General features: G+C 61.9%; 24 protein-coding genes. 10 read left to right on the forward strand and 14 right to left on the reverse strand.

What is annotated here, in order from left to right:
- Nucleotides 1-2: 2 nt before the first annotated feature.
- Nucleotides 3-692, reverse strand: a complete 690-nt coding sequence (gene phoB, locus AC07OF_RS01065; protein ID WP_038615964.1) for a phosphate regulon transcriptional regulator PhoB — start codon at nt 690-692, stop codon at nt 3-5.
- 145 nt (nt 693-837) lie between these two features.
- On the opposite strand from phoB, the gene AC07OF_RS01070 reads away from it, so the two are divergent.
- The gene (locus AC07OF_RS01070) at nt 838-1,209 is read left to right on the forward strand and encodes a COG4315 family predicted lipoprotein (protein ID WP_157190550.1); all 372 of its coding nucleotides are present in this window, start codon (nt 838-840) and stop codon (nt 1,207-1,209) included.
- Between the two features lie 67 nt (nt 1,210-1,276).
- Here the strand turns inward: AC07OF_RS01070 and ubiA are convergent, their stop codons facing one another.
- On the reverse strand, nt 1,277-2,164 hold the full coding sequence (ubiA, locus tag AC07OF_RS01075; protein WP_476446251.1) for a 4-hydroxybenzoate octaprenyltransferase: 888 nt from the start codon (nt 2,162-2,164) through the stop codon (nt 1,277-1,279).
- Nucleotides 2,164-2,727, reverse strand: a complete 564-nt coding sequence (locus AC07OF_RS01080; protein WP_157190548.1) for a chorismate--pyruvate lyase family protein — start codon at nt 2,725-2,727, stop codon at nt 2,164-2,166. The genes ubiA and AC07OF_RS01080 overlap by 1 nt, the downstream gene beginning before the upstream one ends.
- A gap of 169 nt (nt 2,728-2,896) precedes the next feature.
- On the opposite strand from AC07OF_RS01080, the gene AC07OF_RS01085 reads away from it, so the two are divergent.
- The 7 genes from AC07OF_RS01085 (at nt 2,897) to AC07OF_RS01115 (ending at nt 7,657) form a co-directional block, all read left to right on the forward strand.
- Nucleotides 2,897-3,064 carry a rubredoxin gene (locus AC07OF_RS01085; RefSeq protein ID WP_028942479.1) on the forward strand — a complete coding sequence of 56 codons (168 nt, stop codon included), beginning with the start codon at nt 2,897-2,899 and terminating at the stop codon, nt 3,062-3,064.
- 33 nt (nt 3,065-3,097) lie between these two features.
- Nucleotides 3,098-4,246, forward strand: coding sequence for an NAD(P)/FAD-dependent oxidoreductase (locus tag AC07OF_RS01090; RefSeq protein ID WP_157190547.1), 1,149 nt, complete (start codon nt 3,098-3,100; stop codon nt 4,244-4,246).
- A gap of 187 nt (nt 4,247-4,433) precedes the next feature.
- The gene (locus AC07OF_RS01095; RefSeq protein ID WP_003213368.1) at nt 4,434-4,709 is read left to right on the forward strand and encodes an HU family DNA-binding protein; all 276 of its coding nucleotides are present in this window, start codon (nt 4,434-4,436) and stop codon (nt 4,707-4,709) included.
- A 198-nt stretch (nt 4,710-4,907) separates the two neighbouring features.
- Nucleotides 4,908-5,300 carry a hypothetical protein gene (locus tag AC07OF_RS01100; protein WP_495072493.1) on the forward strand — a complete coding sequence of 131 codons (393 nt, stop codon included), beginning with the start codon at nt 4,908-4,910 and terminating at the stop codon, nt 5,298-5,300.
- Nucleotides 5,297-6,184: a hypothetical protein gene (locus tag AC07OF_RS01105; RefSeq protein ID WP_476446249.1), complete on the forward strand. Its 888-nt coding sequence runs from the start codon at nt 5,297-5,299 to the stop codon at nt 6,182-6,184. Before AC07OF_RS01100 ends, AC07OF_RS01105 begins: the two co-directional genes overlap by 4 nt.
- Entirely contained in the window at nt 6,181-7,158 is a 978-nt protein-coding gene (locus AC07OF_RS01110; protein WP_476446248.1) for an SEL1-like repeat protein, read from the forward strand. Before AC07OF_RS01105 ends, AC07OF_RS01110 begins: the two co-directional genes overlap by 4 nt.
- Before the next feature lie 124 nt (nt 7,159-7,282).
- A complete protein-coding gene (locus AC07OF_RS01115; RefSeq protein WP_157190543.1) occupies nt 7,283-7,657 on the forward strand; it encodes an SCP2 sterol-binding domain-containing protein in 375 nt (124 codons plus the stop codon).
- 23 nt (nt 7,658-7,680) lie between these two features.
- Here AC07OF_RS01115 and AC07OF_RS01120 read toward each other — a convergent pair whose 3' ends face one another.
- From AC07OF_RS01120 to exbB, 6 genes are all read right to left on the reverse strand, one after another.
- The gene (locus AC07OF_RS01120; RefSeq protein ID WP_476446247.1) at nt 7,681-9,081 is read right to left on the reverse strand and encodes an aminoacyl-tRNA deacylase and HDOD domain-containing protein; all 1,401 of its coding nucleotides are present in this window, start codon (nt 9,079-9,081) and stop codon (nt 7,681-7,683) included.
- A 78-nt stretch (nt 9,082-9,159) separates the two neighbouring features.
- Nucleotides 9,160-11,235, reverse strand: a complete 2,076-nt coding sequence (gene recG / locus AC07OF_RS01125; RefSeq protein ID WP_157190541.1) for an ATP-dependent DNA helicase RecG — start codon at nt 11,233-11,235, stop codon at nt 9,160-9,162.
- 9 nt (nt 11,236-11,244) lie between these two features.
- A complete protein-coding gene (locus tag AC07OF_RS01130; protein ID WP_157190540.1) occupies nt 11,245-12,165 on the reverse strand; it encodes a hydrogen peroxide-inducible genes activator in 921 nt (306 codons plus the stop codon).
- Between the two features lie 93 nt (nt 12,166-12,258).
- On the reverse strand, nt 12,259-12,996 hold the full coding sequence (locus tag AC07OF_RS01135; RefSeq protein ID WP_495072494.1) for a TonB family protein: 738 nt from the start codon (nt 12,994-12,996) through the stop codon (nt 12,259-12,261).
- Nucleotides 12,993-13,418, reverse strand: coding sequence for a TonB system transport protein ExbD (exbD, locus tag AC07OF_RS01140; RefSeq protein ID WP_038615935.1), 426 nt, complete (start codon nt 13,416-13,418; stop codon nt 12,993-12,995). Before exbD ends, AC07OF_RS01135 begins: the two co-directional genes overlap by 4 nt.
- Before the next feature lie 3 nt (nt 13,419-13,421).
- Complete coding sequence (gene exbB, locus AC07OF_RS01145) at nt 13,422-14,408, reverse strand: tonB-system energizer ExbB (protein WP_461530065.1); 987 nt, start codon at nt 14,406-14,408, stop codon at nt 13,422-13,424.
- Between the two features lie 196 nt (nt 14,409-14,604).
- On the opposite strand from exbB, the gene AC07OF_RS01150 reads away from it, so the two are divergent.
- Complete coding sequence (locus AC07OF_RS01150) at nt 14,605-15,462, forward strand: NAD-dependent epimerase/dehydratase family protein (RefSeq protein ID WP_422419323.1); 858 nt, start codon at nt 14,605-14,607, stop codon at nt 15,460-15,462.
- 170 nt (nt 15,463-15,632) lie between these two features.
- On the opposite strand, the gene AC07OF_RS01155 is transcribed toward AC07OF_RS01150, so the two are convergent.
- The 5 genes from AC07OF_RS01155 to AC07OF_RS01175 all read right to left on the reverse strand — a co-directional run bounded on the left by AC07OF_RS01155 (nt 15,633) and on the right by AC07OF_RS01175 (nt 20,385).
- A complete protein-coding gene (locus AC07OF_RS01155) occupies nt 15,633-16,367 on the reverse strand; it encodes a hypothetical protein (protein ID WP_495072495.1) in 735 nt (244 codons plus the stop codon).
- A 57-nt stretch (nt 16,368-16,424) separates the two neighbouring features.
- On the reverse strand, nt 16,425-16,805 hold the full coding sequence (locus AC07OF_RS01160) for a RidA family protein (RefSeq protein ID WP_038615925.1): 381 nt from the start codon (nt 16,803-16,805) through the stop codon (nt 16,425-16,427).
- A gap of 23 nt (nt 16,806-16,828) precedes the next feature.
- Nucleotides 16,829-18,937, reverse strand: a complete 2,109-nt coding sequence (gene spoT / locus AC07OF_RS01165) for a bifunctional GTP diphosphokinase/guanosine-3',5'-bis pyrophosphate 3'-pyrophosphohydrolase (RefSeq protein ID WP_038615922.1) — start codon at nt 18,935-18,937, stop codon at nt 16,829-16,831.
- Between the two features lie 60 nt (nt 18,938-18,997).
- The gene (gene rpoZ, locus AC07OF_RS01170; protein ID WP_028942466.1) at nt 18,998-19,264 is read right to left on the reverse strand and encodes a DNA-directed RNA polymerase subunit omega; all 267 of its coding nucleotides are present in this window, start codon (nt 19,262-19,264) and stop codon (nt 18,998-19,000) included.
- A 242-nt stretch (nt 19,265-19,506) separates the two neighbouring features.
- Nucleotides 19,507-20,385, reverse strand: coding sequence for a LysR family transcriptional regulator (locus AC07OF_RS01175; protein ID WP_157190535.1), 879 nt, complete (start codon nt 20,383-20,385; stop codon nt 19,507-19,509).
- Nucleotides 20,386-20,630: 245 nt separating this feature from the next.
- On the opposite strand from AC07OF_RS01175, the gene AC07OF_RS01180 reads away from it, so the two are divergent.
- Nucleotides 20,631-22,013, forward strand: coding sequence for a glutamine synthetase family protein (locus AC07OF_RS01180; RefSeq protein WP_038615917.1), 1,383 nt, complete (start codon nt 20,631-20,633; stop codon nt 22,011-22,013).
- Nucleotides 22,014-22,018: the final 5 nt, after the last annotated feature.

The raw sequence follows: 22,018 nt of genomic DNA on the forward strand, positions 1-22,018 counted from the left end.
GTTCAGCTCTTGGTGGAGAAGCGATAACCGGTACCGCGTACGGTTTGTACCAGATTCTCGTAGGCATCACCCAGCGCCTTGCGCAGGCGGCGGATGTGCACGTCGACGGTGCGCTCTTCGACATAGACGTTGCCGCCCCAGACCTGATCGAGCAACTGCCCGCGGGTGTAGGCGCGTTCCTGGTGGGTCATGAAGAACTGCAGCAGGCGGTATTCGGTCGGGCCCATTTCGGCTGGCTTGCCATCAATGGTCACGCGGTGGCTGATCGGATCGAGCAGCAGGCCACCGACTTCAATGGGCGCTTCGCCATCGCTTGGGCCGGCGCGGCGCAGCACGGCCTTGAGCCGGGCGACCAGCTCGCGGGGCGAGAAGGGTTTGGTGATGTAGTCGTCGGCACCGACTTCAAGACCCTGGATCTTGTTGTCTTCCTCACCCTTGGCGGTCAGCATGATGATCGGGATATCGCCGGTCAGCTCGTCGCGCTTCAGGCGTCGGGCCAGTTCGATGCCGGAAGTGCCCGGGAGCATCCAGTCGAGCAGGATCAGGTCCGGTTTGCGGTCGACGATCATGGCGTGGGCCTGCTGCGAGTTTTCTGCTTCCAGGCAGTCATAGCCGGCCATTTCCAATGCAACGGCGATCATCTCGCGGATTGGCGCTTCGTCGTCAACGATCAGAATGTTTCTGCCAACCATGTTCAAACCTCTTCCCGTTCAGGTGTCTTGGCCCGCATTAGATAACGGAATTATTGCAGTCGTGTGACAGGTCGTGGGCGTTTCAGCAACATTCGGTTACTGGGCTAGGCTTAAATTCCCTCTCCCGAGAAACACGGTGGATCCAATGACACGACATACGCTGAACTGGATGGCGCTTTTCACTGCGGTGGCACTGGCGTTGCCAGGAATAGCGTCGGCGCATCATGCCATGATGAAAGACGGTGTGATGGTCGACCATGCTGGCATGACGCTCTACACCTTTGACAAGGATTCGGACGGCAAGTCCATGTGCAACGATGAGTGTGCCAAGAACTGGCCGCCGCTGATGGTCAAGTCTGGTGACATGGCTGAGGAGGGCTGGACACAGATCAAGCGCGATGACGGTTCGATGCAATGGGCCTACAAAGGCAAGCCGGTGTACACCTTCATCAAGGACAAGAAAGCCGGTGACATGACCGGTGACGGCATGAAGGATGTCTGGCATGTGATCAAGTAGTCGTGCCGCAATCGCGGGGCAGGCCCGCTCCCACTGCTCTGTGGGAGCGGGCTTGCCCTGCGATGAATCAGAAGCTGTAATCCAGCACGATCCCGCCAAATACCAGCAACCCGGCCCAGTGGTTATGCAGGAAGGCCTTGAAACACGATTCACGGTCCAGCTTGCGGGTCGTCCAGAATTCCCAGACGAAGCACACCAGGGCGGCCACCAGCCCAAGGTGGAACCAGCCTCCCAGTTCAAAGCGGTTACCGGCCATCAGCAAACAGCCCAGCGACAGCACTTGCAGGGTCAGGATAATCATCCGGTCGGCTTCACCGAACAGGATCGCGGTAGATTTGACCCCGATCTTCAGATCATCGTCGCGATCGACCATGGCGTAGTAAGTGTCATAGCCCACCGTCCACAGCAGGTTGGCGATATACAGCAGCCAGGCGATGGCCGGCAACTCGCCGCTGGCTGCGGTGAAGGCCATGGGAATGCCCCAGGAGTAAGCCGCCCCGAGCACCACTTGCGGGTAGTAGGTGTAGCGCTTCATGAAGGGGTAGCAGGCCGCCAACGCCACCGCGCCGAACGACAACCATACCGTCTGGGTATTGGTGCACAGCACCAGCAGGAAGCTCACGCCCACCAGCACGGCAAACAGCACCAGTGCTTCGCGGGCATTGATCCGGCCGGCTGCCAACGGGCGGTCGGCGGTGCGTTTGACGTGGCCATCGACCTTGCGGTCGGCGAAGTCGTTGATGGCGCAACCGGCCGCACGCATCAGCACCACGCCGAGGGTGAAAATCAGCACGTTGGCCAGAGTCGGGGTGCCCTTGGCGGCAATCCACACCGCTGACAGCGTCGGCCACAACAGCAGATAGATACCGATCGGCCGGTCCATGCGGCTCAACTGGATGAAGTCCCAGGCGCGCGGATGCAAACGATTGAGCGACTTGAGCAGCTGCAGGTACATCAGCGGATCTCCCCGGAAATCTCGGCGGCCTGCCACAGCGACGGCAGGAAGACTTCGGCAACCAACACGCTCAGTGTGGCCCGATCAAAGCGCGAGCGACGCCCCCAGAGCGTGTCGCTGGCGTCGATGGCCGGCAGCCAGGCCTTGGGGTAATGACAGACCTCAATGGCGCGGCGCGTAAAGGCCTGGTCGCAGAACAACAGTTCGCCCAGCGAGCGGCTGCCCAGCGCTTCCATGTCCAGCCCGCCACTTTCGAGGGCACTGCGCGAGGCGACACTGCGGGCGAACACCCAGGCCTGGCCGTGGCCGCGCAAGTACACTTCGCGGACCCAGCCTTCGCTACCAGGCGCCAGATCCAGCGCCTGGCACTCGTCATCACGCAGGGGCTGCCAACCCTCGTAAAGGGGTGTAACAGAAAAGTGATCGGCGGATAATCGAGTCAGGCGACGGGTCAGTGATCCTTGATCGAACAACCAATCAAGCAGCGCAGGCGTTGCGCTGTCTGCTACCTGAGAGTACTGCAACCATTCTGCAGCGGGCGCTTGCGATGTTTCGTACGGCACGATGGTATGGGTTAACAGGCCAAAGAGACCGCGAGCTTAGCATGATTGCCCGATCCGGCTTGCATGCTGGCACCTGGCTCCAGTACAAAGCCCCTCCTTGAGCAGGTCGCCACTGTAATGTTCCCGAGAGCGACCACTCCAATGCCTGGGTTTGTTGAGGAAGTAAGTGATGAAAAAGTGGCAGTGTATTGTTTGTGGCCTGATCTACGACGAGGCCGAGGGTTGGCCGGATGATGGCATCGCTCCAGGTACCCGTTGGGAAGATGTCCCGGCAGACTGGCTGTGCCCGGACTGCGGTGTGGGCAAGATGGATTTCGAAATGATCGCCATCGGCTGATCAAAATTTAATCAGGATGCAAGGACACATGGCATGACGGCACCGGTGGTAATTGTGGGTACTGGCTTGGCGGGTTACAACCTGGCCCGCGAATTTCGCAAGCTCGACGGCGAGACGCCGTTGCTGTTGATTACCGCCGACGACGGCCGTTCCTATTCCAAGCCAATGCTGTCCACCGGCTTTGCCAAGAACAAGGATGCCGACGGCCTGAGCATGGCCGAGCCGGGGGCGATGGCTGAGCAGCTCAAGGCCGAAGTGCGTACCCATACCCGTATCAGCGGCATCGATCCGGGCCACAAGCGCCTGTGGATCGGCGAAGAACAGGTGGCCTACCGTGACCTGATCCTGGCCTGGGGCGCGCAAACCGTGCAGGTGCCGGTCGAAGGCGATGCCGGTGAGGCGATCTTCCCGATCAACGATCTGGAGGATTACGCCCGCTTCCGTGCAGCGGCGGCGGGCAAGCAGCGGGTGTTGATCCTCGGGGCCGGCCTGATCGGCTGTGAATTTGCCAACGACATGAGCCTGGGCGGCTTCCAGGTCGAGCTGGTGGCGCCGTGCGAGCAGGTCATGCCGACCTTGCTGCACCCGGCAGCGGCTGCTGCCGTGCAGACTGGTCTGGAGGCGCTTGGCGTGCGCTTTCATCTGGGGCCGGTGCTGACGCGTCTGCAACGAGTTACCGAAGGGCTGGAGGCACACCTGAGCGACGGTACGGTGATCGCGTGCGATCTGGTGGTTTCGGCGGTTGGCCTGCGCCCACGCATCGACCTGGCCTCTGCGGCCGGCTTGCAGGTTAACCGTGGCGTGGTGGTCGACCGGCACCTGCGTACTTCGCATGCCAATATCTACGCCTTGGGCGATTGCGCCGAAGTCGATGGCCTCAACCTGCTCTATGTCATGCCGTTGATGAGCTGCGCGCGCGCGCTGGCACAAACCCTGGCTGGCAACCCGACAACAGTTGCCTACGGCCCTATGCCGGTTACGGTAAAGACACCGGCTTGCCCGCTGGTGGTCTCGCCACCTCCCCATGGCCGCGAAGGTACATGGCAGGTCGAAGGTCAGGGCCTTGACCTCAAGGTGCTCTGTCATGACGTCGATGGCAACTTGTTGGGCTACGCCCTGACGGGCTCGGCAGTGATGGAGAAGCTGGCTCTAAATCGGCAGCTTCCGGCGCTCATGGCGTAAATAGCGGGCGTTCTGTCGGATTTCCCCTGCTATTGCCGCAACAATGGCCGCCCAGAGACTGGCGCGGCCCCTGACGGCATGCCATCCTCACTCCCGTCTGCCGCAGTTTAGAGCCTGCGGTGCCTTGGGCGCTGTTCTTGAAGAGCAGCACGGCATAACAACAAAAAACCGTCTAAGAGGCTTCACTATGCGCAAACCAGAACTCGCCGCAGCTATTGCTGAAAAGGCCGACCTCACCAAAGAGCAAGCCAATCGCGTGCTCAACGCCGTGCTCGAAGAAATCACCGGCGCCCTGCACCGCAAGGACAGCGTGACGCTGGTCGGATTCGGTACATTCCTGCAACGTCATCGTGGCGCTCGCACTGGCAAGAACCCGCAAACCGGTGAGCCAGTCAAAATCAAAGCCAGCAACACGGTGGCCTTCAAACCAGGCAAATCCCTGAAGGACAGCGTCAATCCGTGATGCCTCGCACAGATTGATTGCATTGAAAAACGGGCACCCGACACGGTGCCCGTTTTTTATTGCCCCGCCCGGAGCTTGTGACTAGCATACGGCGCCCCTGCCGCGATGGCAGCGGGACACGTCCAGGGAGGGGCGCAGGATGCACTGCAAAGGTATGTCATTGACCGCCGTGGCGGTCGCTCGCGATTCAGGTGCCGCATGATCCGGCGCCGTCTTCTGCTCAATTTCGCCTTGCATGCATTGGCCTGCGTGCTCTTCGTGCTGCTCAACGATTACGCCGTGAGCTACTACAAACAGCATTTCGGTGGCTTCACTGCCCGGGGCGTGGCAGCCGGCATGGTTGCCTGGGGGGCCTGGTACCTGCTGATGATATTCAGTGTGCCGATTGCGTTGTTCCTGCGCCTCAGGGTTCGTCTGCTGCTGACCCTGGCGCAAGCCTTGCTCATCCTCTATTGGCTGTTGCCGGAGCACCCGGTACGCGCCCTGTTCTATAGCAGCCTCAATGCTGGCCTGACTCTGCTGGCCGTGCTTTTGAGTGAAGGGATGGGGCGTCGCTTGAAGCCGGCCGCCAGCTCGCAGGTGGATGCATGAGGCGCCTGCTGGCAGTGATCTGTGGCCTGGGTGTTGCGCAGGCCTTGGCCGACAGTCGCACCTTCACCTTGACGCCGGACTTCAGTGGCGCCTCGCAAGTGCAGTTGACGCTGCAGGACAATCGTTGGCAGGTGCAGCTGTCGGGAGGCGATGGGCGGTCTCAGTCGCTGGCCGATGTCTGCCAGCCCGAGCTGGGTCAGGTGCAGGTACGTGACGTCTTCACGGTGCGCGGCGACAAGGATTACCTCGTGGTGCAATGCGCGGCGGTGGTCGCTCATCCGGGCTTTGAGTACTACGCGCTCAACGGCCTGGTATTTCAGGCCGGCGTGTACTTCTGGGACAACGGCGCACTGGTCCGTGACGCCCGCGCCTCGCTGGCGTTGTCCGGTTACGAAGGGAACATGACGGAAAACTGGAGCCAGCATCATTGGTACCACACACAGCCGCTGGCCAGGCAGAAGTTGCTGGAGCAGGTGCGAGGGCATGAGCGGGATTCGTTGAAACTGGCGCGGGAAATCGTCCTCGCGCGGCTTGCAATCGAGGACCGCGATGCGGTGTATACCTACCTCGATATCGAGCTGCCACGACTGCTGCGTGAGGAGCCGCTGAACGCGCAGACCGCAGCACTGTACAACGACCTCGGTTACGTCCTGCAGCAGGGCGAGTGGCACAGCGCGGCCTATGAGCTGTTTGCCAAAGTCGAAGGGGTCGTGCCGCAGCGGGTCGTACTCAAGCTCAACATCGCCGACAGCCTCTGGGCGTTGTACAAGCGCAAACAGGCTGCCGAGTACTACCGCAGCTATGTCCAGGCCATGAACAGCGCCGGTAAGCCGGGGATCATCCCGGAGCGGGCACGGGCGCGCAGCCAGGAGCCACAATCGTGATCAGGCTTTTAGTGTGTCTGCTGCTATTGAGCGTGCTGGTTCCTCCAGCGATGGCCGAGACTTCATGCGTGGCTGAGTTCGACAGTTTTCTGTACGAGTTTGCCAACGATCCTCAGGTGCAACGCCAAGCCAGCAGCGGGCGAGTCCTGTACAGCCAGTTGCAGGGGCTGCAGGATAATGTCTATCCATTGGTCCGGGCGATGCAGGGCGCGCAGCTTGCATTGCCATTGATCGCGCCCTTGACGGCGGATCTCAAAGGCCTGGAGGTGCAGCGCTTGACGGATGGCCATGTCCGGGTGCTGGACAAACGCGGCGGTCTCGACCGGCTCAGGGGCTATCAGTTCGAGCGCAAGGCATGCTGGGCATTGGTCTCTATCGATGAGTGGTCGGTGGATGAGTCACGCCTGTTGCTGACAGGCCTGCCAAAGATGAACCCGGCCGAGGAAGTCTGCTACCGCAAAGCCAACATCTTCCTGGCCCTGGGCGGGGTGGAGAAGTATCCACCTACTGCAGAGTTTTTCGAGGTAGGCATGCAGTTCCTGCTGTGCGCCGCGGCTTCGGGTAACCCGGACGCCAGCCTGGCCGCTGCGAGCCTGGGGTATTCCGGAATGGCGCCTGCTTTGAGCGCTGAGGTGACCGAGAAGCTGTTCCTCGCCGCTGCGCAGAGTTTGCCTACGGGTGCGGCTGCCTTGTACGGGTTCTATTGCTCAGGGACTGACCAGAGCTACGATGGCCCGTGCATGGACCCTGAGCGTGCCCGTTCATGGCTGATCAAGTCGATCGACATGGGCAACTGGGAGTCTCTGACAACCTTGGCGTCTGATTGGGAGAGTGGCCGTTTGGGCGGCGCCATCGACCTGTCTCGTGCACTGGCCTGCTATGAGCTGGCGCGAGAGAAAGGGGTCGTGGAGTACGTGGACAGCGTAAAACGCTTGCAACAAGCCGGTGCGCAGCCTGGGGGACGTTGCTACTAAGCCGCGAATTACCCGGTTACAGAGCAAATTGCCCTGATCTTCGCGAAATGTGCGGCAAAGTATGGTGTTTTTATAACGAGACTATAAACTGCTTCGCCAGTCACTTTTTAGCCGAGGCGTGCACATGAAGTTTCGCTTTCTCCTTTGGGCCATGGGGTTGTTGATGGCCAAGGCCAGTCGCAAGAACCCGGCGTTCCAGCAGCAACTGGCCGACAAGGATCTGGTTTTTCAGCTGCAGACCCTCGACGGCAAGGCGGCGCGCCATTTCATCGTCAAGGACATGCGTATCAGCAGCCAGTCCGGCACGCACCCGCAGCCGGCCTTCGCCATTGCCTTCAAGGATGCGGCCTTCGGCTTCGCCACCTTGCAAGCGAAGAACAAGCAATTGGCATTCATGCAGGGGATTCAGGACAAGAGCATCCAGATCAAGGGCAACCCGGCGCTGGTGATCTGGTTCCAGGGCCTGATGAAGTACCTGAAACCCAAGAAGAAGGCCTGACCCGCAGGGCCAGGCCACCCTGCTCAGTGCTGGTTGAATTGCGAGGCCAGCTCGCGTAGCAGGGCTTCTGCTTCCAGCACTTTACTCACCACATCTTCCGCCTTTTCGCGGGAGATGTTCAGGCGCTCAAGCAGTTCGTCCGGGATGGACTCTTCCGGGCCCGAGCCGATACCGCGGGCGCGCAGCAGGCGAATAGCCAGGCACACCAGGTTCGGGAACGCCGCGTAGTCACCGTCGTATTGCGGGTCGTTCTGGAAGCGCAGCGCGGTGGCCAGCTCCTCGGGCATGTCCCAGAAACGCATCAGCCAGGCGCCGATCTGCTCACGGCTGATGCCCAGCAAGTGCTGTTCGACATAGCTGTGGCACAAGTGCGGATTGACCTCCAGGTGGCGGCAGATCAGCGAGAAGTGCGGCGGGAAGACATGCGCCAGCAACAGGTAGCCGAAGTTGTGCAGCAAGCCGGCGAGGTAAGTCAGGCCGGCTTCCGGGCGCTCGGCACGAGGCATGGCGCGGGTCAGGCCTTCGATCACCGCTGCGGTGTAGATCGACTGCTGCCAGTACGGTGTGGTGGCCTGTGGATGGTCCTTGGGCAGGCTCAGGGTTTTGCCCAGTGCTAGGCCCAGTGCCAGGTTGATCACCAGATCGAAGCCCAGCACGCGGACGATGGCGTCCTCCACTGAACGAATCTTGCCGGGAGAGGCGTAGTAGGGCGAAGCCGCCCAACTGACCACCTGGGCCGCCAGGGCCGGGTCGGTCTCGACCACGCCGGTGATATCGTCGATGGTGGCGTTGGGGTCGACGCGCAGCTTGATGATCTTTTGCGCGGTTTCCGCCAGCGGCGGAATCTCGATGGTATTTTCCAGACGCTGCTGGATACGCCGGGCCGTGAAGGCCTGCACCGCCTGGGTGATTTCTTCGCGGTCGTCGGTCGGGCGGTCAAGGTTCGGCCGGATACTGCTCAGGGGCTCGCCAAAATTGCCGGCGCTGGCCTTGCTCAGCATCTTCTTGAAGTCGTCGCGTTCGATTTCCAGCAGCAGGCCTGCTTCGCCGGAGTGAATCAGCAGCCTTTCAGGCTTGAGCAGGCTCTCATCATAAAGGCAGGGCGAGCTGGTCAGTGCCGGAAGGCCGGGGAGGATTTTCAGACCATGCTTGTCGAGCATGGTTTTCAGGCGATCCAGGGGCACGGCGGCCAGCTTGCGACCGGTCAGCTCGGTCAAGCGGTTGAGGTCGAGCAATTGGTTCTGCGGGAACAGCACCATCAGCGCGCCGACCGCGTCGTCGAGTAACACCGCCTGGACCTTGCGTTCGCTCAACAGGTTCGGGTGATCGAGCACTTCACGATAGGCAATGCCGAGCTTTTCCAACAGCAACCGGATAACAGACGGAGCGTGGGGGGTTGCGGTATCCAGGGCAACTTCAGTCATGGTCTGTATCCAGAAATTTTACGATCGCGAGAGTATAACCAGCTTGGACCTTCAGCTGGATCCATTCTGAGACGGGCGTCACACCTGACCATATTGCTGGCCATGACGCAGCCAGCGCTCGAGCAGCGGGCTGACATGCTCGGGCCAGCGCGCCAGCAGGGCCTGGGCGGCATCACGCACGGCGGGGAGCAGGTCGGCATCGCGCATCAGGTCGGCGACCTTGAACTGCAGCAGGCCGGTCTGGCGGGTGCCAAGCATTTCACCGGGGCCGCGCAGCTCCAGGTCTTTCTCGGCAATGATGAAGCCATCATTGGTTTCACGCATGATCCCCAGTCGTTCGCGACCGATCTGCGACAGCGGCGGGTGGTAGAGCAGTACGCAATGGCTCACCGCGCTGCCCCGGCCGACCCGCCCGCGCAACTGGTGCAGCTGGGCCAGGCCCAGGCGTTCGGGGTTCTCGATGATCATCAGGCTGGCGTTGGGGACATCGACGCCGACCTCGATCACTGTGGTCGCCACCAGTAGCTGCAGGTGGCCTTGCTTGAACTCGGCCATGACTGCGGCCTTTTCGGCAGGCTTCATGCGCCCGTGGATCAAGCCGACACGCAACTCACCCAAGGCGCTGCCCAGCTCCTCGAAGGTGGTTTCGGCAGCCTGGCAGGTCAGCTCTTCGGACTCCTCGATCAGCGTACACACCCAATACGCCTGGCGGCCTTCGGCGCAGGCGGCGCGGACCCGCTCGACCACTTCGAAGCGGCGGCTGTCGGCGACCAATACAGTATTGACGGGTGTACGCCCGGGCGGCAGCTCGTCGAGGATCGAGGTGTCGAGATCGGCGTAGGCACTCATCGCCAAGGTCCGTGGGATAGGCGTTGCGGTCATGATCAGCTGATGCGGGCAGAGCTGGCCGCCCACGCCTTTCTGGCGTAGCGCCAGGCGCTGCTGTACGCCGAAACGGTGCTGTTCGTCGATGATCGCCAGGGCCAGATTCTTGAATTTCACCTCGTCCTGGAACAGGGCATGGGTGCCGACCACCATCGGTGCACCAGCGGCGATCTGCTCCAGGGCGCTGACGCGAGCCTTGCCCTTGAGCTTGCCGGCCAACCAGGCCACTTCGATGCCCAGCGGCTCCAGCCAGCGTTTGAAGGTCACGAAGTGCTGTTCGGCGAGAATCTCGGTCGGGGCCATCAGCGCGACCTGATAGCCAGCCTCCAGAGCCTGCAGGGCGGCAAGGGCGGCAACCACGGTCTTGCCGGCGCCGACGTCGCCCTGGACCAGACGCAGCATCGGCTCGGGCTGGCTGAGGTCGTAGGCAATCTCGTTGCCGACCCGTTGCTGGGCGCCGGTCGGGGCGAAGCCGAGGTTGGCCAGGTATTGTTGGGGCAAGCGTGTTGCCTTGGGCAATACCGGTGCCCGTTGCGCCCGCAGGCTTTCGCGCAGGCGCTGCTGGGACAGCTGGTGGGTCAGCAGCTCTTCAAAGGCCAGGCGATGCTGGGCCCAGTGCTGGCCTTCGGCAAGTTCGTCGACGTCGGCATCGGCCGGCGGGTGATGCAGGTAGCGGATGGCGTCGTCCAGCGGCGCGAGCTGGTAGTCCCGGGCCAGCTCCACTGGCAGCCAGTCCGGCAGGCTGCGCGGGCCTAGCATGGCCAGGCTTTGCTGGCACAGCTGGCGCAGGCGCTGCTGAGTCAGGCCTTCGGTGGTCGGGTAGATTGGCGTCAGGGTCTGTTCCACCGGCACCGGTTCGTCGCCAGTCAGGGCGCGGTATTCCGGGTGGTAGATCTCCAGCCCCGAGGCGCCGGGACGGGCTTCGCCGTAGCAACGCAGGTGGGTGCCGCGCTTGAGACCTTCCTTCTGCGCATTGCTGAAGTGGTAAAAGCGCAGGCTCAGCACGCCAGTGCCGTCACCCAGGCGCACCAGCAGACTGCGACGCTTGCCCATGACCACATCGGTGCCGCTGACCACTCCTTCGATCACCGCGTCCTGGCCAGGGCGCAGAGCGCCGATCGGGACCACACGGGTGCGGTCCTGATAGCGCAGGGGCAGGTGGAACAGCACATCCTGAAGGTTCTCCAGGCCGACCTTGGCGAGCTTCTCGGCCATGGCCTCGCCAACGCCCTTCAATGCAGTTACCGATACCTGGGACAACTCCGGCATGGCGACTTCCTACGCGCTCGCAGGTGGCTTGGCCACCGAGCACAGGCGGATGGAGTCGGCGAGGATCTCGATTGCCTTGGGCCGCGGGAAGCTCGCGCGCCAGGCGATCGCCACGGTGCGAAACGGTGCCGGCGGGCTCAACGGACGCACTTCGATAACCCCGGGAGCGTAGTGATGGCTGTGCACCGCCGACAACGGCAGGATCGACACACCCAGACCCGACGCGACCATGTGGCGAATGGTTTCCAGCGAGCTGGACTCGACCGTGGTGTGCTTGGCGCCGTCGCTACCCTTGGTCAGGGTCGGGCAGGCTTCGAGTACCTGGTCGCGGAAGCAATGGCCCTCGCCGAGCAGCAGCAGGCTCTTGTCGTTGAGCAGGCTGGCGTCGATGGTTTGCTTCTTGGTCCAGGGGTGCTCGCTGGGCATCAGCACATAGAAAGGTTCATCGTACAGCGGCAGGGTCAGGACATCGGCCTCGTTGAACGGCAGGGCGATGATCACGGCGTCCAGCTCACCGTTGCGCAGCTTGTCGCGCAGGATGTGGGTGAAGTTCTCTTCGATGTACAACGGCATCTGCGGGGCAACCCGATGCAGTTGTGGAATCAGGTGCGGGAACAGATAGGGGCCAACCGTGTAGATCGCCCCGACTTTCAGCGGTGCGGTCAGCTGGTTCTTGCCGGCCTGGGCCAGTTCGCGGATGCCTTGGGCCTGCTCGAGGACTTTCTGCGCCTGGGCGACAATGCCTTCGCCAACCGGGGTCAGGCGTACAGCGCTTTTGCTGCGCTCGAAGATCAGTACACCCAGCTCGTCCTCGAGCTTTTTCACGCCGACCGACAGAGTCGGCTGGCTGACATGGCAACGCTCGGCGGCATGGCCGAAGTGCTGCTCCTGGGCGAGGGTGACGATGTAGCGCAATTCTGTGAGGGTCATAACGTGCGTCCATGAAGTTGCGGCCCCAGCATAGCGGCTGCAATCGATAGACGCACGTTATCAGAGTTGCTTGTTTGTGACAGAAACAAAGCGTCAGCGCTTGTCCAGCGAGTAGACGAATGGCGCGATCACTTCGATGCTGCCGTTATTGAGCAATTCCTTGGGTGGTGGTGGCACCGGCTGGGCGCGACGGATCATCTCCAGGGTCGCCCGATCCAGTGCCGCACTGCCCGAGCCACCGGCCAGGTTGTACGACAGAATCTTGCCCTCGCCATCGACTACAAAGCGCAACCGGTTGATGCCTTCCATGCGCATGCGCCGGGCGTTTTCCGGGTAGCGCTTGTACTTGGCCAGGTGGCGCAACAGATCGCTCTGCCAGGTTGGCAGGGCATTGCTGTTGGTGGCGATGCTCGGTGCCGGCGCTGCGGATTTCTGCGCAGGCGCGTTGCTCGGCGGCGTATCGACCACTTGCTCGTCGGTAGGCTTGTCTTGCGGCGGCTCAGGCTTTTTCTCCGGCTTGGGCGGCTGCGGTTTAGCCTTCGGCTTGACCTGCTTGGCGATGGCGATTTTCGGTTTCGGCGCCTCGGCCAGTTTCGGCAGCGGCAGTTCTTCAACCGGCGCTGGCGGCTGTGGCGGGGTCACTACCTTGGGCGGCGGTGGAGGCGCCGGTACCGGCATCGGGGCCATCTCGATCATCATTGCCGCAGGCGGCAACTCGATCGCTTGGGGTACCGACCAATTGAGCGTCAGCAGCACGGCGACAGCATGGATACCCAACACAATCGCCAGACTAGTGCCGTAACGCGCGAACTTATGCCGCGTCTTGATCATTTCTTGGCTGCCGTCTCAAGCCCGACCAGACCGACTTTCAGGTAACCGGCCGCGCGCAGCGAATTCATGACTTCCATCAGATCGCCGTAATCCACGCCTTTGTCGGCCTGGAAGAAGATCGTGGTGTCCTTGTCGCCCTTGGTCTTGGCGTCGAGCACCGCGCCGAGCTGGTCGCGCTGGACCTGCTCTTCGCCGACATAGACGTTCTGGTCAGCCTTGACGCTGAGGAAAATCGGCTTCTCCGGCCTCGGTGCCGGTTTGGCAGTCGAGGCGGGCAGGTCAACCTTGATGTCGACGGTTGCCAGAGGCGCTGCCACCATGAAGATGATCAGCAGGACCAACATCACGTCGATGAACGGCGTGACGTTGATTTCGTGGTTCTCGGCGAGGTCGTCGCCACCTTCGTTAAGATGCAGGCCCATGGATTACCCCACTTTCACCATGTGAGGTGCAGTGGCGCGTTCACCTGGCTGATGGTCCAGGTCGCGGCTGACCAGCAGCAGGACTTCTGCCGAGGCGTCGGCAACCTGGGCCTTGTAACCGGCGATGGAGCGGGCGAAGACGTTGTAGATGACCACTGCCGGGATTGCGGCAACCAGACCCAGTGCGGTGGCCAGCAGGGCCTCGGCGATGCCGGGGGCGACCACGGCCAGGTTGGTGGTCTGGGTTTTGGCGATGCCGATGAAGCTGTTCATGATGCCCCACACGGTACCGAACAGACCGACGAACGGTGCAGTGGAGCCGATGGTTGCCAGTACGCCGGTACCGCTGCTCATGTTGCGGCCGCTGGCGGCTACCAGGCGCTCAAGGCGGAAGCTGACGCGTTCCTTGATACCTTCTTTCTCGCGGGCGTTGGCCGACAGGCGCATTTCATCCAGGGCATCGTGAACCAGCAGGTGGGCCAGGGTGCCTTCCTTGTTGGCGCCATCGCTGGCTTCCTTGAGGGTGGTGGATTTCTTCAGCAGGGCGATTTCACCGCGCAGACGACGCTTGGCGCCCATCAGCTCGAAGCCCTTGGCGATCCAGATGGTCCAGGTGATGATCGAGGCGATGGCCAGGCCGATCATGACGATCTTGACCACGATGTCGGCGTTTTTGTACATGCCCCATGGGGACAGGTCGTGGGCCATGCCCAGGCTGGTGTCTTCAACCAGTGCTTCGACTTCTTCGGCTTCGGTAACAGCCTGGCCATCAACCGGCGCTGCGGCAGCGGCGGCCGGCGCAGCAGCTGGCTCGGTGCCTGGCGCGGCAGGCGCTGCAGCCGGGGCTACGGCAGCAGCGGGGGCGGCAGCGGCTGTGGTCGGCTCATCGGCCAGTGCAGCCGGGGCCACTGCCAGGCTGAACATCAGCGCGGCAATGGCGCGCCATACGCGCGGCGTGGTTGGCGAAGCGGAAGGTTGGATACGTGTCATGCTGGCCGGACCTGATGAAGAAGAAAGAGGTGGTTGTCCTTCTAGGCCTCGAGACAGGCCGAGAACAAAAATTCGGCGGCCATTATTGCAAGTAATTCTTGTTAGCAGAAGTAATAAAGTTACTTTTTTTCCATCATCGCTAGCCGCCTATCGATTTATTTGGATAGGCTGGGCCTTTGATTTGCGGAGTTTCGGGATGTCTGCGTGTTCTGTTCTGATCGTCGGTTGTGGGGATGTCGGTAGCCGTCTGGCCAAGCAAATGCTGGCGTGCAACTGGCAGGTGAGCGGCCTGCGTCGCAGCGTCGAGCAGCTGCCGGCCGGGGTCACGGGCGTGGCTGCGGACCTGTTCGATGCGCAGTGTCCGGCCGCCTGGCCATCAGCGGCGCCGGACTATCTGGTCTACTGCGCAGCGGCCAGTCAGCATGACGAGGCCGGTTATCGAGCCGCCTATGTCGATGGCTTGAAGCATGTGCTGAGCTGGTTGGCTGAGCGTGGGCAGGCGCCGAAGCGCTTGCTGTTTGTATCCAGCAGCGGCGTCTATGCCCAGCAGGGCGGTGAATGGATCGACGAGACATCGGTGGCCGAGCCGCAGAACTACAGTGGTACGGTGATGCTGGAGGCGGAAAAGCTGGCGCTGGCCAGCGGCATCCCTGCTTCCATCGTGCGTCTGACCGGTATCTATGGCCCGGGACGGGAGTGGCTGCTCAGCCAGGTGCGTCAGGGTTACCGGGTCACGGAAGAGCCGCCACTGTATGCCAACCGCATCCATGCCGAGGATGCCGCCGGCTTGCTGGCTTTTTTGCTCAAGGCCGACGCTGGCGGGCAGGCGCTGGAGGATTGCTACATCGGCGTGGATGATGCCCCGGCACCGTTGGCCGAAGTGGTGGCCTGGCTGCGCCAGTACATGGGTGTCACCGAGTGGTCGGAACAGGATCGGGTACGCCGTACCGGCAGCAAGCGTTGCAGCAACGCCCGCGCCCGGGCACTGGGCTGGGCGCCGCAGTACCCAAGCTACAAGGAAGGCTATGCAGCCATCCTTGAAGGGCGCGCTTAGGCTTTGTACGAAAAGTGCCTGCGCGACGATCATGCTGCGTTGAAAACAGGCTCGGAATGCTCATTTACAACACGTAAAGTCGCGCGCGACCCCGGCCGTTCCTCGCCTGTTTTCGCCTTGCCTGATCGCCGCTCGGCGACTTTTCGTACAAACCCTAGTTCACCCGGTGATCAGTCGCGCTCGAGCAACCACTGGCGAGCACCAGGCTGTAGCAGCGGCTTCTCGTCAGGCTGCGCGCTGTTGAGGGCGCGCAGAATTTCCAGCTGATCGCCGTTGCGCTTGAAGATCCACGGCGCGCCTTTTTGATTGCGCTCAAGCCAAAGGCTGTCGTTGTTGCCGCTCATGTCGGCACAGTCGCCGGCCAGGCACAGCGCGTAGCGGTCCAGGTTGGGCAAACCCTCGACGCTGCCGTTGTCGCGAAAATGCACCAGGGCGCCCTGGCCCGGGCCTTCGATGATCTTCCACTCGCCACCGAGGTAGGCGTTGTACAGGGCCTGTTCAAACGTGGTGCCGGTGCGAGCACCCATAGGTGCAGGCGTGCGGGCTTTCTCGAAGCTTTGTTGCGGTGCCCAGTCGCTGGTGTTCTGCACCAGCTCGTCACCGTCCAGGACCAGGGTTGCGACCTGGTTGCCGGAGAATTCCACCTGGTATTGCTTGTCGCCAGCCTTGAGCTGGCCTTCGGCGATTTCAAAGCCGTTGTCGAAACTGGCCTGCGAAGCGGCGACATTGACCTTCCATTCGAAGTTCGGGCCGTTGTCGTGCAGGGCCTGGCGCAGGCTGACGCCTTTGGCGGCAGTATCGATGGCTTTCTGGTTGATCCAGATGCCGTTGTAGTCTTCAGGTTTGTGGCTGGCGCATCCGCTCAGCAGTGCGGCAGCCAGGGTCAGGGCAAGCGCGTGGCGCATGGCGGGATCCTTCCGGGGCAGAGCGAGGGCGAGCCGGGCGGCTCGCCGCGCGGGGTATTACTCGAGGACCAGAATCGCGTCCATTTCAACTTGCGAACCACGTGGCAGGGCGGCAACACCGATGGCGGCGCGCGCTGGGTACGGCTGTTCGAAGTACTTGCCCATGATCTCGTTGACCTTGGCGAAGTGGCTCAGGTCGGTCAGGAAGATGTTCAGCTTGACGATGTCCTTGAACGAACCGCCAGCCGCTTCAGCAACCGCCTTGAGGTTTTCGAAGACCTGAACGGTCTGGGCTTCGAAGCCTTCGACCAGTTCCATGGTTTTCGGATCCAGTGGGATCTGGCCGGACATATACACCGTGTTACCGGCCTTGATCGCCTGGGAGTAGGTGCCGATGGCGGCGGGGGCCTTGTCACTGGTGATGACGGTCTTGGTCATGATGACTCCTTGCTGTTATTGGGCTACGTGCGCATGCGGGTGATGCGGATCACCCCGGTCAGGGCACGCAGTTTCTTGATCACGCGGGCCAGATGCACGCGGTCGTGCACGCTGACCACCAGTTGGACCACGCTGATGCGGCCATCGCGTTCATCCATGCTGATTTTTTCGATGTTGCCGTCGGCGGCGTTGACGCTGCTGGCCAGCAGCGCGATCAGGCCGCGTTGGTGCTCCAGCTCGACGCGCAGTTCGACGTTGAACTCACCGGTGACATCCTTGGCCCAGGACAGCTGCACGCACTTTTCCGGGTTGTGGCGGATTTCACTGATGTTTCGGCAATTTTCCAGGTGCACGACCATGCCTTTGCCGGCCGACAGGTGGCCGACGATCGGATCGCCCGGGATCGGTGTGCAGCATTTCGCATAGCTGAGCACCAGGCCTTCGGTACCGCGGATCGCCAACGGACCTTCGGGGGTCGGCAACTGCTCGCCTTCGCTGGACAGCAAGCGGCGGGCGACCACATAGGCCATGCGGTTGCCCAGGCCGATGTCTTCAAGCATGTCCTCGAGCTGCTCCAGGCGGTACTCGCTGAGCATGGCCTGAACGCGCTCCTGGGGAATCTTGTCCAGGGCGCTGTCGAAACCGTTGAGCACCTTGTTCAGCAGGCGCTCGCCAAGGCTGATGGACTCGGAACGGCGCTGCAGCTTGAGGGCGTGGCGGATATGCGTGCGGGCTTTACCGGTGACGACGAAATTCAGCCAGGCTGGGTTCGGTCGCGCGCCCGGAGCGCTGACGATCTCGACCGTCGAGCCGCTCTGCAGCGGTTCGGACAGTGGCGCCAGGCGCCGGTTGATCCGGCAGGCGATACAGCTGTTGCCGACGTCGGTGTGCACCGCGTAAGCGAAATCGACCGCCGTGGAGCCTTTGGGCAGCTCCATGATGCGGCCTTTGGGCGTGAACACGTAGACCTCGTCCGGGAACAGGTCGATCTTCACGCTTTCAATGAATTCCAGGGAGTTGCCTGCGCGTTGCTGCATCTCCAGCACGCCTTTGACCCACTGGCGGGCGCGGGCGTGGGTGCCTTTGGGCTGTTCGTCGTCGCTGGACTTGTACAGCCAGTGGGCGGCAATGCCGTTGTTGGCCATCTCTTCCATTTCGCGGGTGCGAATCTGGATCTCGATAGGTACCCCGTGCATGCCGAACAGCGTGGTATGCAGCGACTGGTAGCCGTTGGCCTTGGGAATTGCGATGTAGTCCTTGAAGCGTCCGGGCAGCGGCTTGTACAGGTTGTGCACGGCACCGAGCACGCGGTAGCAGGTGTCTACCTTGTCGACGATGATGCGAAACGCATAGACATCCATGATCTCGTTGAAGGCGCGGCGCTTGCCGCGCATCTTCTTGTAGATGCCATAGAGGTGCTTCTGCCGGCCGCTGACTTCGCCTTCGATGCCGTCGACGGCCAGGCAGTGGGCCAGCGACTCTTCGATCTTGTTGACGATTTCCTTGCGGTTGCCGCGGGCGCGCTTGACTGCCTGGTAGATGCGCGCGGAGCGCATCGGGTGCATGGCCTTGAAACCCAGGTCTTCGAATTCCACGCGCACACTGTGCATCCCCAGACGGTTGGCGATGGGGGCGTAGATTTCCAGGGTTTCTTTGGCGATGCGCCGGCGTTTCTCGCCTGACAGCACTTCAAGCGTGCGCATGTTGTGCAGGCGGTCGGCCAGTTTGACCAGGATCACGCGGATATCCCGGGCCATGGCCATGGCCATTTTCTGGAAGTTTTCCGCCTGGGCTTCGGCTTTGGTCTCGAAGTTCATCTGGGTCAGTTTGCTGACCCCATCGACCAGTTCGGCCACGGTCTCGCCAAATTGCGAGCTGAGGGCTTCCTTGGCGATGCCGGTGTCTTCGATCACGTCATGGAGCATGGCCGCCATCAGGCTCTGATGGTCCATGTGCATGTCGGCGAGGATGCTTGCCACCGCCAGCGGATGCGTGACGTAGGCTTCACCGCTACGACGGCGTTGGCCATCGTGGGCTTGTTCGGCGTAGAAGTACGCTCGGCGCACCAGGTTGACCTGGTCAGCGCCGAGGTAGGTCGACAGACGATCGGCGAGGGCGTCTATGCTCGGCACAGGATTACCTCCTGTCGAGGAAAGGGGACCTGCGCCGTACTACGTCGACCAGGCATAGGCTTAGACCGCCTCGTTGGCCTCTTCCTCGCTACCAAATGCAAAGGCAGGCTCGACTTCGACAATGGATTCGGCAGCGATGAATTCAGGGGTGCAGATGCCTTCAGCGATTTCACGCAGGGCAACGACGGTAGGTTTGTCGTTTTCCCATGCCACTTTCGGCTCTTTGCCGCCGGTGGCCAGCTGACGGGCACGCTTGGTAGAGAGCATGACCAGCTCAAAACGGTTATCCACGTGTTCTAGGCAGTCTTCAACGGTTACGCGGGCCATGGTCTTCCTCAAGTAGCAAATGCGGTGTTCAGCCCGAATGGGCGAGCGGACTCGATAGTTTAAAAAATCACCAGCCTTTAGGGAAGCTTTGATTTTGTTTCGGGTCCTTGATAGCGCTGACGATAACCACTTCAGGGGCTCTGGCACAACTGTTTGTCGTGTTGTCGGAATTAAAGCATCGCGGGGCAAGCCCGCTCCCACTGGCCACCCTGTGGGAGCGGGCTTGCCCCGCGATAGCGATTTTATTGCCGCCCCAAGGCATCGCGCAGCCGCGGCGTCAGCTCATCGAACAAGGTCTGCACCGAGCGCAACGCCCGGCAATCCGGGCGGGTCAGCAGCCAGAGCTCGGTGTCGCAGCCGGGCAGGGCGTCGCTCAACGGCTCGACACCCGGCAGGGTGTGGGCCATGTAATCGGGCAGGGCCGCGACGCCAAGCCCGGCAGTCACCAGCTGAGCAATCGCCGAGATGCTGCTGCAGCGATAGCGCGGCATGACGCCGGGCAGGTGCTCGCTGCGCCAGACCACGGTGGGGTGGTCCTGCATGGTGTCGTCGGGGGCGATCCACGGCAGGCTGGTCGGAGCTTGCGTGAGCTTTTCGCGATACTCCTCGCGGCCACAGACCACATAAGAAGCCGAGCCCAGGCAGCGACCGACCAGGTGCTCCGGTGGCGCGTTGGTCAGGCGCAGGGCCAGGTCGGCATCGCGGCGGCTCAGGTTGGCGAAGGTGTTGGAGGTCGCCAGTTCAAGCGACAGGGCCGGATAGGCCGGCATGAACTCGGCCAAGGCCGGCAGCAACAGGCTGTGCAGCACGGCATCGGTACACGTCAGACGAACGGTACCGCTGACCACCTGCTCACCGTGCTCCAGCGCCACCCGCGCGGCATCCAGGGCCTGTTCGGCGCGCTCGGCCTGCTCGGCCAGGGCCTGGGCGGTGCCGGTGGGGATGTAGCCTTTGCGGCTCTTTACGAACAACGCGGTACCGAGGGCAGCTTCCATGCGCCGGATCGAGCGGAACACCGTCGAAACATCCACCCGCAGCAGCTCTGCGGCCTTTGCCAGTGAGCGTCCGCGTACCAGGGCGAGTACCAGTGAGAGGTCGGCGTGACTGATCTGATATTGCATGGGTGCACTCTTTGCTTGCCTAAATGCCAATGTCTGTTGCGCTAGGGCCATTCTATAGTGCGGCAGCAGTCGTGAATCAACTCGTAACGTTGTCAGCATGTGGAACGAAAGTCCTATATGACAACGCTCTGCAGTTCCCCACGATGGGACTACTTAAAAGAACAAATGAAACCATCGCCGCTCCCGTTAGCGCCGCAGTACCTCCTCCACAGTCGTTCGATAAAAAAATCAAAGGATGCCTAGCCATGACGTCGGTCTCCCCGCGCGCCATCCCTCTCGACGAGATGGGTGAATTTCTCCAGGCCCACCCTGAGGTGCAGTTTGTCGATCTGTTGATTGCCGACATGAACGGCGTGGTACGTGGCAAGCGCATCGAGCGTGCGAGCCTGGTCAAAGTCTACGAAAAAGGCATCAACCTGCCGGCCTCGCTGTTCGCCCTGGATATCAACGGTTCCACCGTGGAAAGCACCGGCCTGGGCCTGGATATCGGCGACGCCGACCGCATCTGTTTCCCGATCCCCGGCACCCTGAGCTATGAACCCTGGCAGAAGCGCCCGACTGCGCAGTTGCTGATGACCATGCACGAGCTGGACGGTGCGCCGTTCTTCGCCGACCCGCGTGAGGTTTTGCGTGGCGTCGTGGAGAAATTCGACGCATTGGGCCTGGATATCTGTGCGGCGTTCGAGCTGGAGTTCTACCTGATCGACCAGGACAACCTCAACGGCCGTCCACAACCGCCGCGCTCGCCGATCTCCGGCAAGCGCCCGCAGTCGACCCAGGTGTACCTGATCGACGATCTCGACGAGTACGTCGACTGCCTGCAGGACATGCTCGAAGCGGCGAAAGAGCAGGGCATTCCTGCCGATGCCATCGTCAAGGAAAGCGCGCCTGCGCAGTTCGAGGTCAACCTGCATCACGTCGCCGACGCGATCAAGGCCTGCGACTATGCGGTACTGCTCAAGCGCCTGATCAAGAACATCGCCTACGACCATGAGATGGATTCCACCTTCATGGCCAAGCCTTACCCGGGCCAGGCGGGCAACGGTCTGCATGTGCATATCTCGTTGCTGGACAAGAAAACCGGCAAGAACATCTTTACCAGCGATGATCCCGAGCAGAGCGAGACCCTGCGCCACGCCATCGGTGGCGTCCTGGAAACCATGCCGGCGTCGATGGCGTTCCTCTGCCCGAACATCAACTCCTACCGTCGTTTCGGTGCCCAGTTCTATGTGCCCAATGCGCCAAGCTGGGGCCTGGACAACCGCACCGTGGCGGTCCGCGTACCGACCGGCAGCAGCGATGCGGTGCGCATCGAACACCGCGTAGCCGGCGCCGATGCCAACCCGTACCTGATGATGGCGGCGATTCTGGCCGGTATTCACCACGGCCTGACCAACCAGATCGAGCCGGGCGCGCCGATTGAAGGCAACTCCTACGAGCAGCTGGAGCAGAGCCTGCCGAACAACCTGCGCGATGCGTTGCGTGAGCTCGATGACAGCGAAGTGCTGAACAAGTACATCAGCCCGGACTACATCGACATTTTTGTCGCCTGCAAGGAAAGCGAAATGGCCGAATTCGAGGTGTCGATTTCCGACCTCGAATACAACTGGTACCTGCATACCGTGTGATGCCC

It is taken from the genome of Pseudomonas sp. GW821-FHT10B02, from assembly GCF_059415665.1.

Excerpts from the sequence above, each read along its gene's own strand:
- phoB (WP_038615964.1), bottom strand. The coding sequence starts at position 692 with ATGGTTGGCAGAAACATTCTGATCGTTGACGACGAAGCGCCAATCCGC.
- AC07OF_RS01070 (WP_157190550.1), top strand. The coding sequence starts at position 838 with ATGACACGACATACGCTGAACTGGATGGCGCTTTTCACTGCGGTGGCA.
- ubiA (WP_476446251.1), bottom strand. The coding sequence starts at position 2,164 with ATGTACCTGCAGCTGCTCAAGTCGCTCAATCGTTTGCATCCGCGCGCC.
- AC07OF_RS01085 (WP_028942479.1), top strand. The coding sequence starts at position 2,897 with ATGAAAAAGTGGCAGTGTATTGTTTGTGGCCTGATCTACGACGAGGCC.
- AC07OF_RS01090 (WP_157190547.1), top strand. The coding sequence starts at position 3,098 with ATGACGGCACCGGTGGTAATTGTGGGTACTGGCTTGGCGGGTTACAAC.
- AC07OF_RS01095 (WP_003213368.1), top strand. The coding sequence starts at position 4,434 with ATGCGCAAACCAGAACTCGCCGCAGCTATTGCTGAAAAGGCCGACCTC.
- AC07OF_RS01100 (WP_495072493.1), top strand. The coding sequence starts at position 4,908 with ATGATCCGGCGCCGTCTTCTGCTCAATTTCGCCTTGCATGCATTGGCC.
- AC07OF_RS01105 (WP_476446249.1), top strand. The coding sequence starts at position 5,297 with ATGAGGCGCCTGCTGGCAGTGATCTGTGGCCTGGGTGTTGCGCAGGCC.
- AC07OF_RS01115 (WP_157190543.1), top strand. The coding sequence starts at position 7,283 with ATGAAGTTTCGCTTTCTCCTTTGGGCCATGGGGTTGTTGATGGCCAAG.
- AC07OF_RS01120 (WP_476446247.1), bottom strand. The coding sequence starts at position 9,081 with ATGACTGAAGTTGCCCTGGATACCGCAACCCCCCACGCTCCGTCTGTT.
- recG (WP_157190541.1), bottom strand. The coding sequence starts at position 11,235 with ATGCCGGAGTTGTCCCAGGTATCGGTAACTGCATTGAAGGGCGTTGGC.
- AC07OF_RS01130 (WP_157190540.1), bottom strand. The coding sequence starts at position 12,165 with ATGACCCTCACAGAATTGCGCTACATCGTCACCCTCGCCCAGGAGCAG.
- AC07OF_RS01135 (WP_495072494.1), bottom strand. The coding sequence starts at position 12,996 with ATGATCAAGACGCGGCATAAGTTCGCGCGTTACGGCACTAGTCTGGCG.
- exbD (WP_038615935.1), bottom strand. The coding sequence starts at position 13,418 with ATGGGCCTGCATCTTAACGAAGGTGGCGACGACCTCGCCGAGAACCAC.
- exbB (WP_461530065.1), bottom strand. The coding sequence starts at position 14,408 with ATGACACGTATCCAACCTTCCGCTTCGCCAACCACGCCGCGCGTATGG.
- AC07OF_RS01150 (WP_422419323.1), top strand. The coding sequence starts at position 14,605 with ATGTCTGCGTGTTCTGTTCTGATCGTCGGTTGTGGGGATGTCGGTAGC.
- AC07OF_RS01155 (WP_495072495.1), bottom strand. The coding sequence starts at position 16,367 with ATGCGCCACGCGCTTGCCCTGACCCTGGCTGCCGCACTGCTGAGCGGA.
- AC07OF_RS01160 (WP_038615925.1), bottom strand. The coding sequence starts at position 16,805 with ATGACCAAGACCGTCATCACCAGTGACAAGGCCCCCGCCGCCATCGGC.
- rpoZ (WP_028942466.1), bottom strand. The coding sequence starts at position 19,264 with ATGGCCCGCGTAACCGTTGAAGACTGCCTAGAACACGTGGATAACCGT.
- AC07OF_RS01175 (WP_157190535.1), bottom strand. The coding sequence starts at position 20,385 with ATGCAATATCAGATCAGTCACGCCGACCTCTCACTGGTACTCGCCCTG.
- AC07OF_RS01180 (WP_038615917.1), top strand. The coding sequence starts at position 20,631 with ATGACGTCGGTCTCCCCGCGCGCCATCCCTCTCGACGAGATGGGTGAA.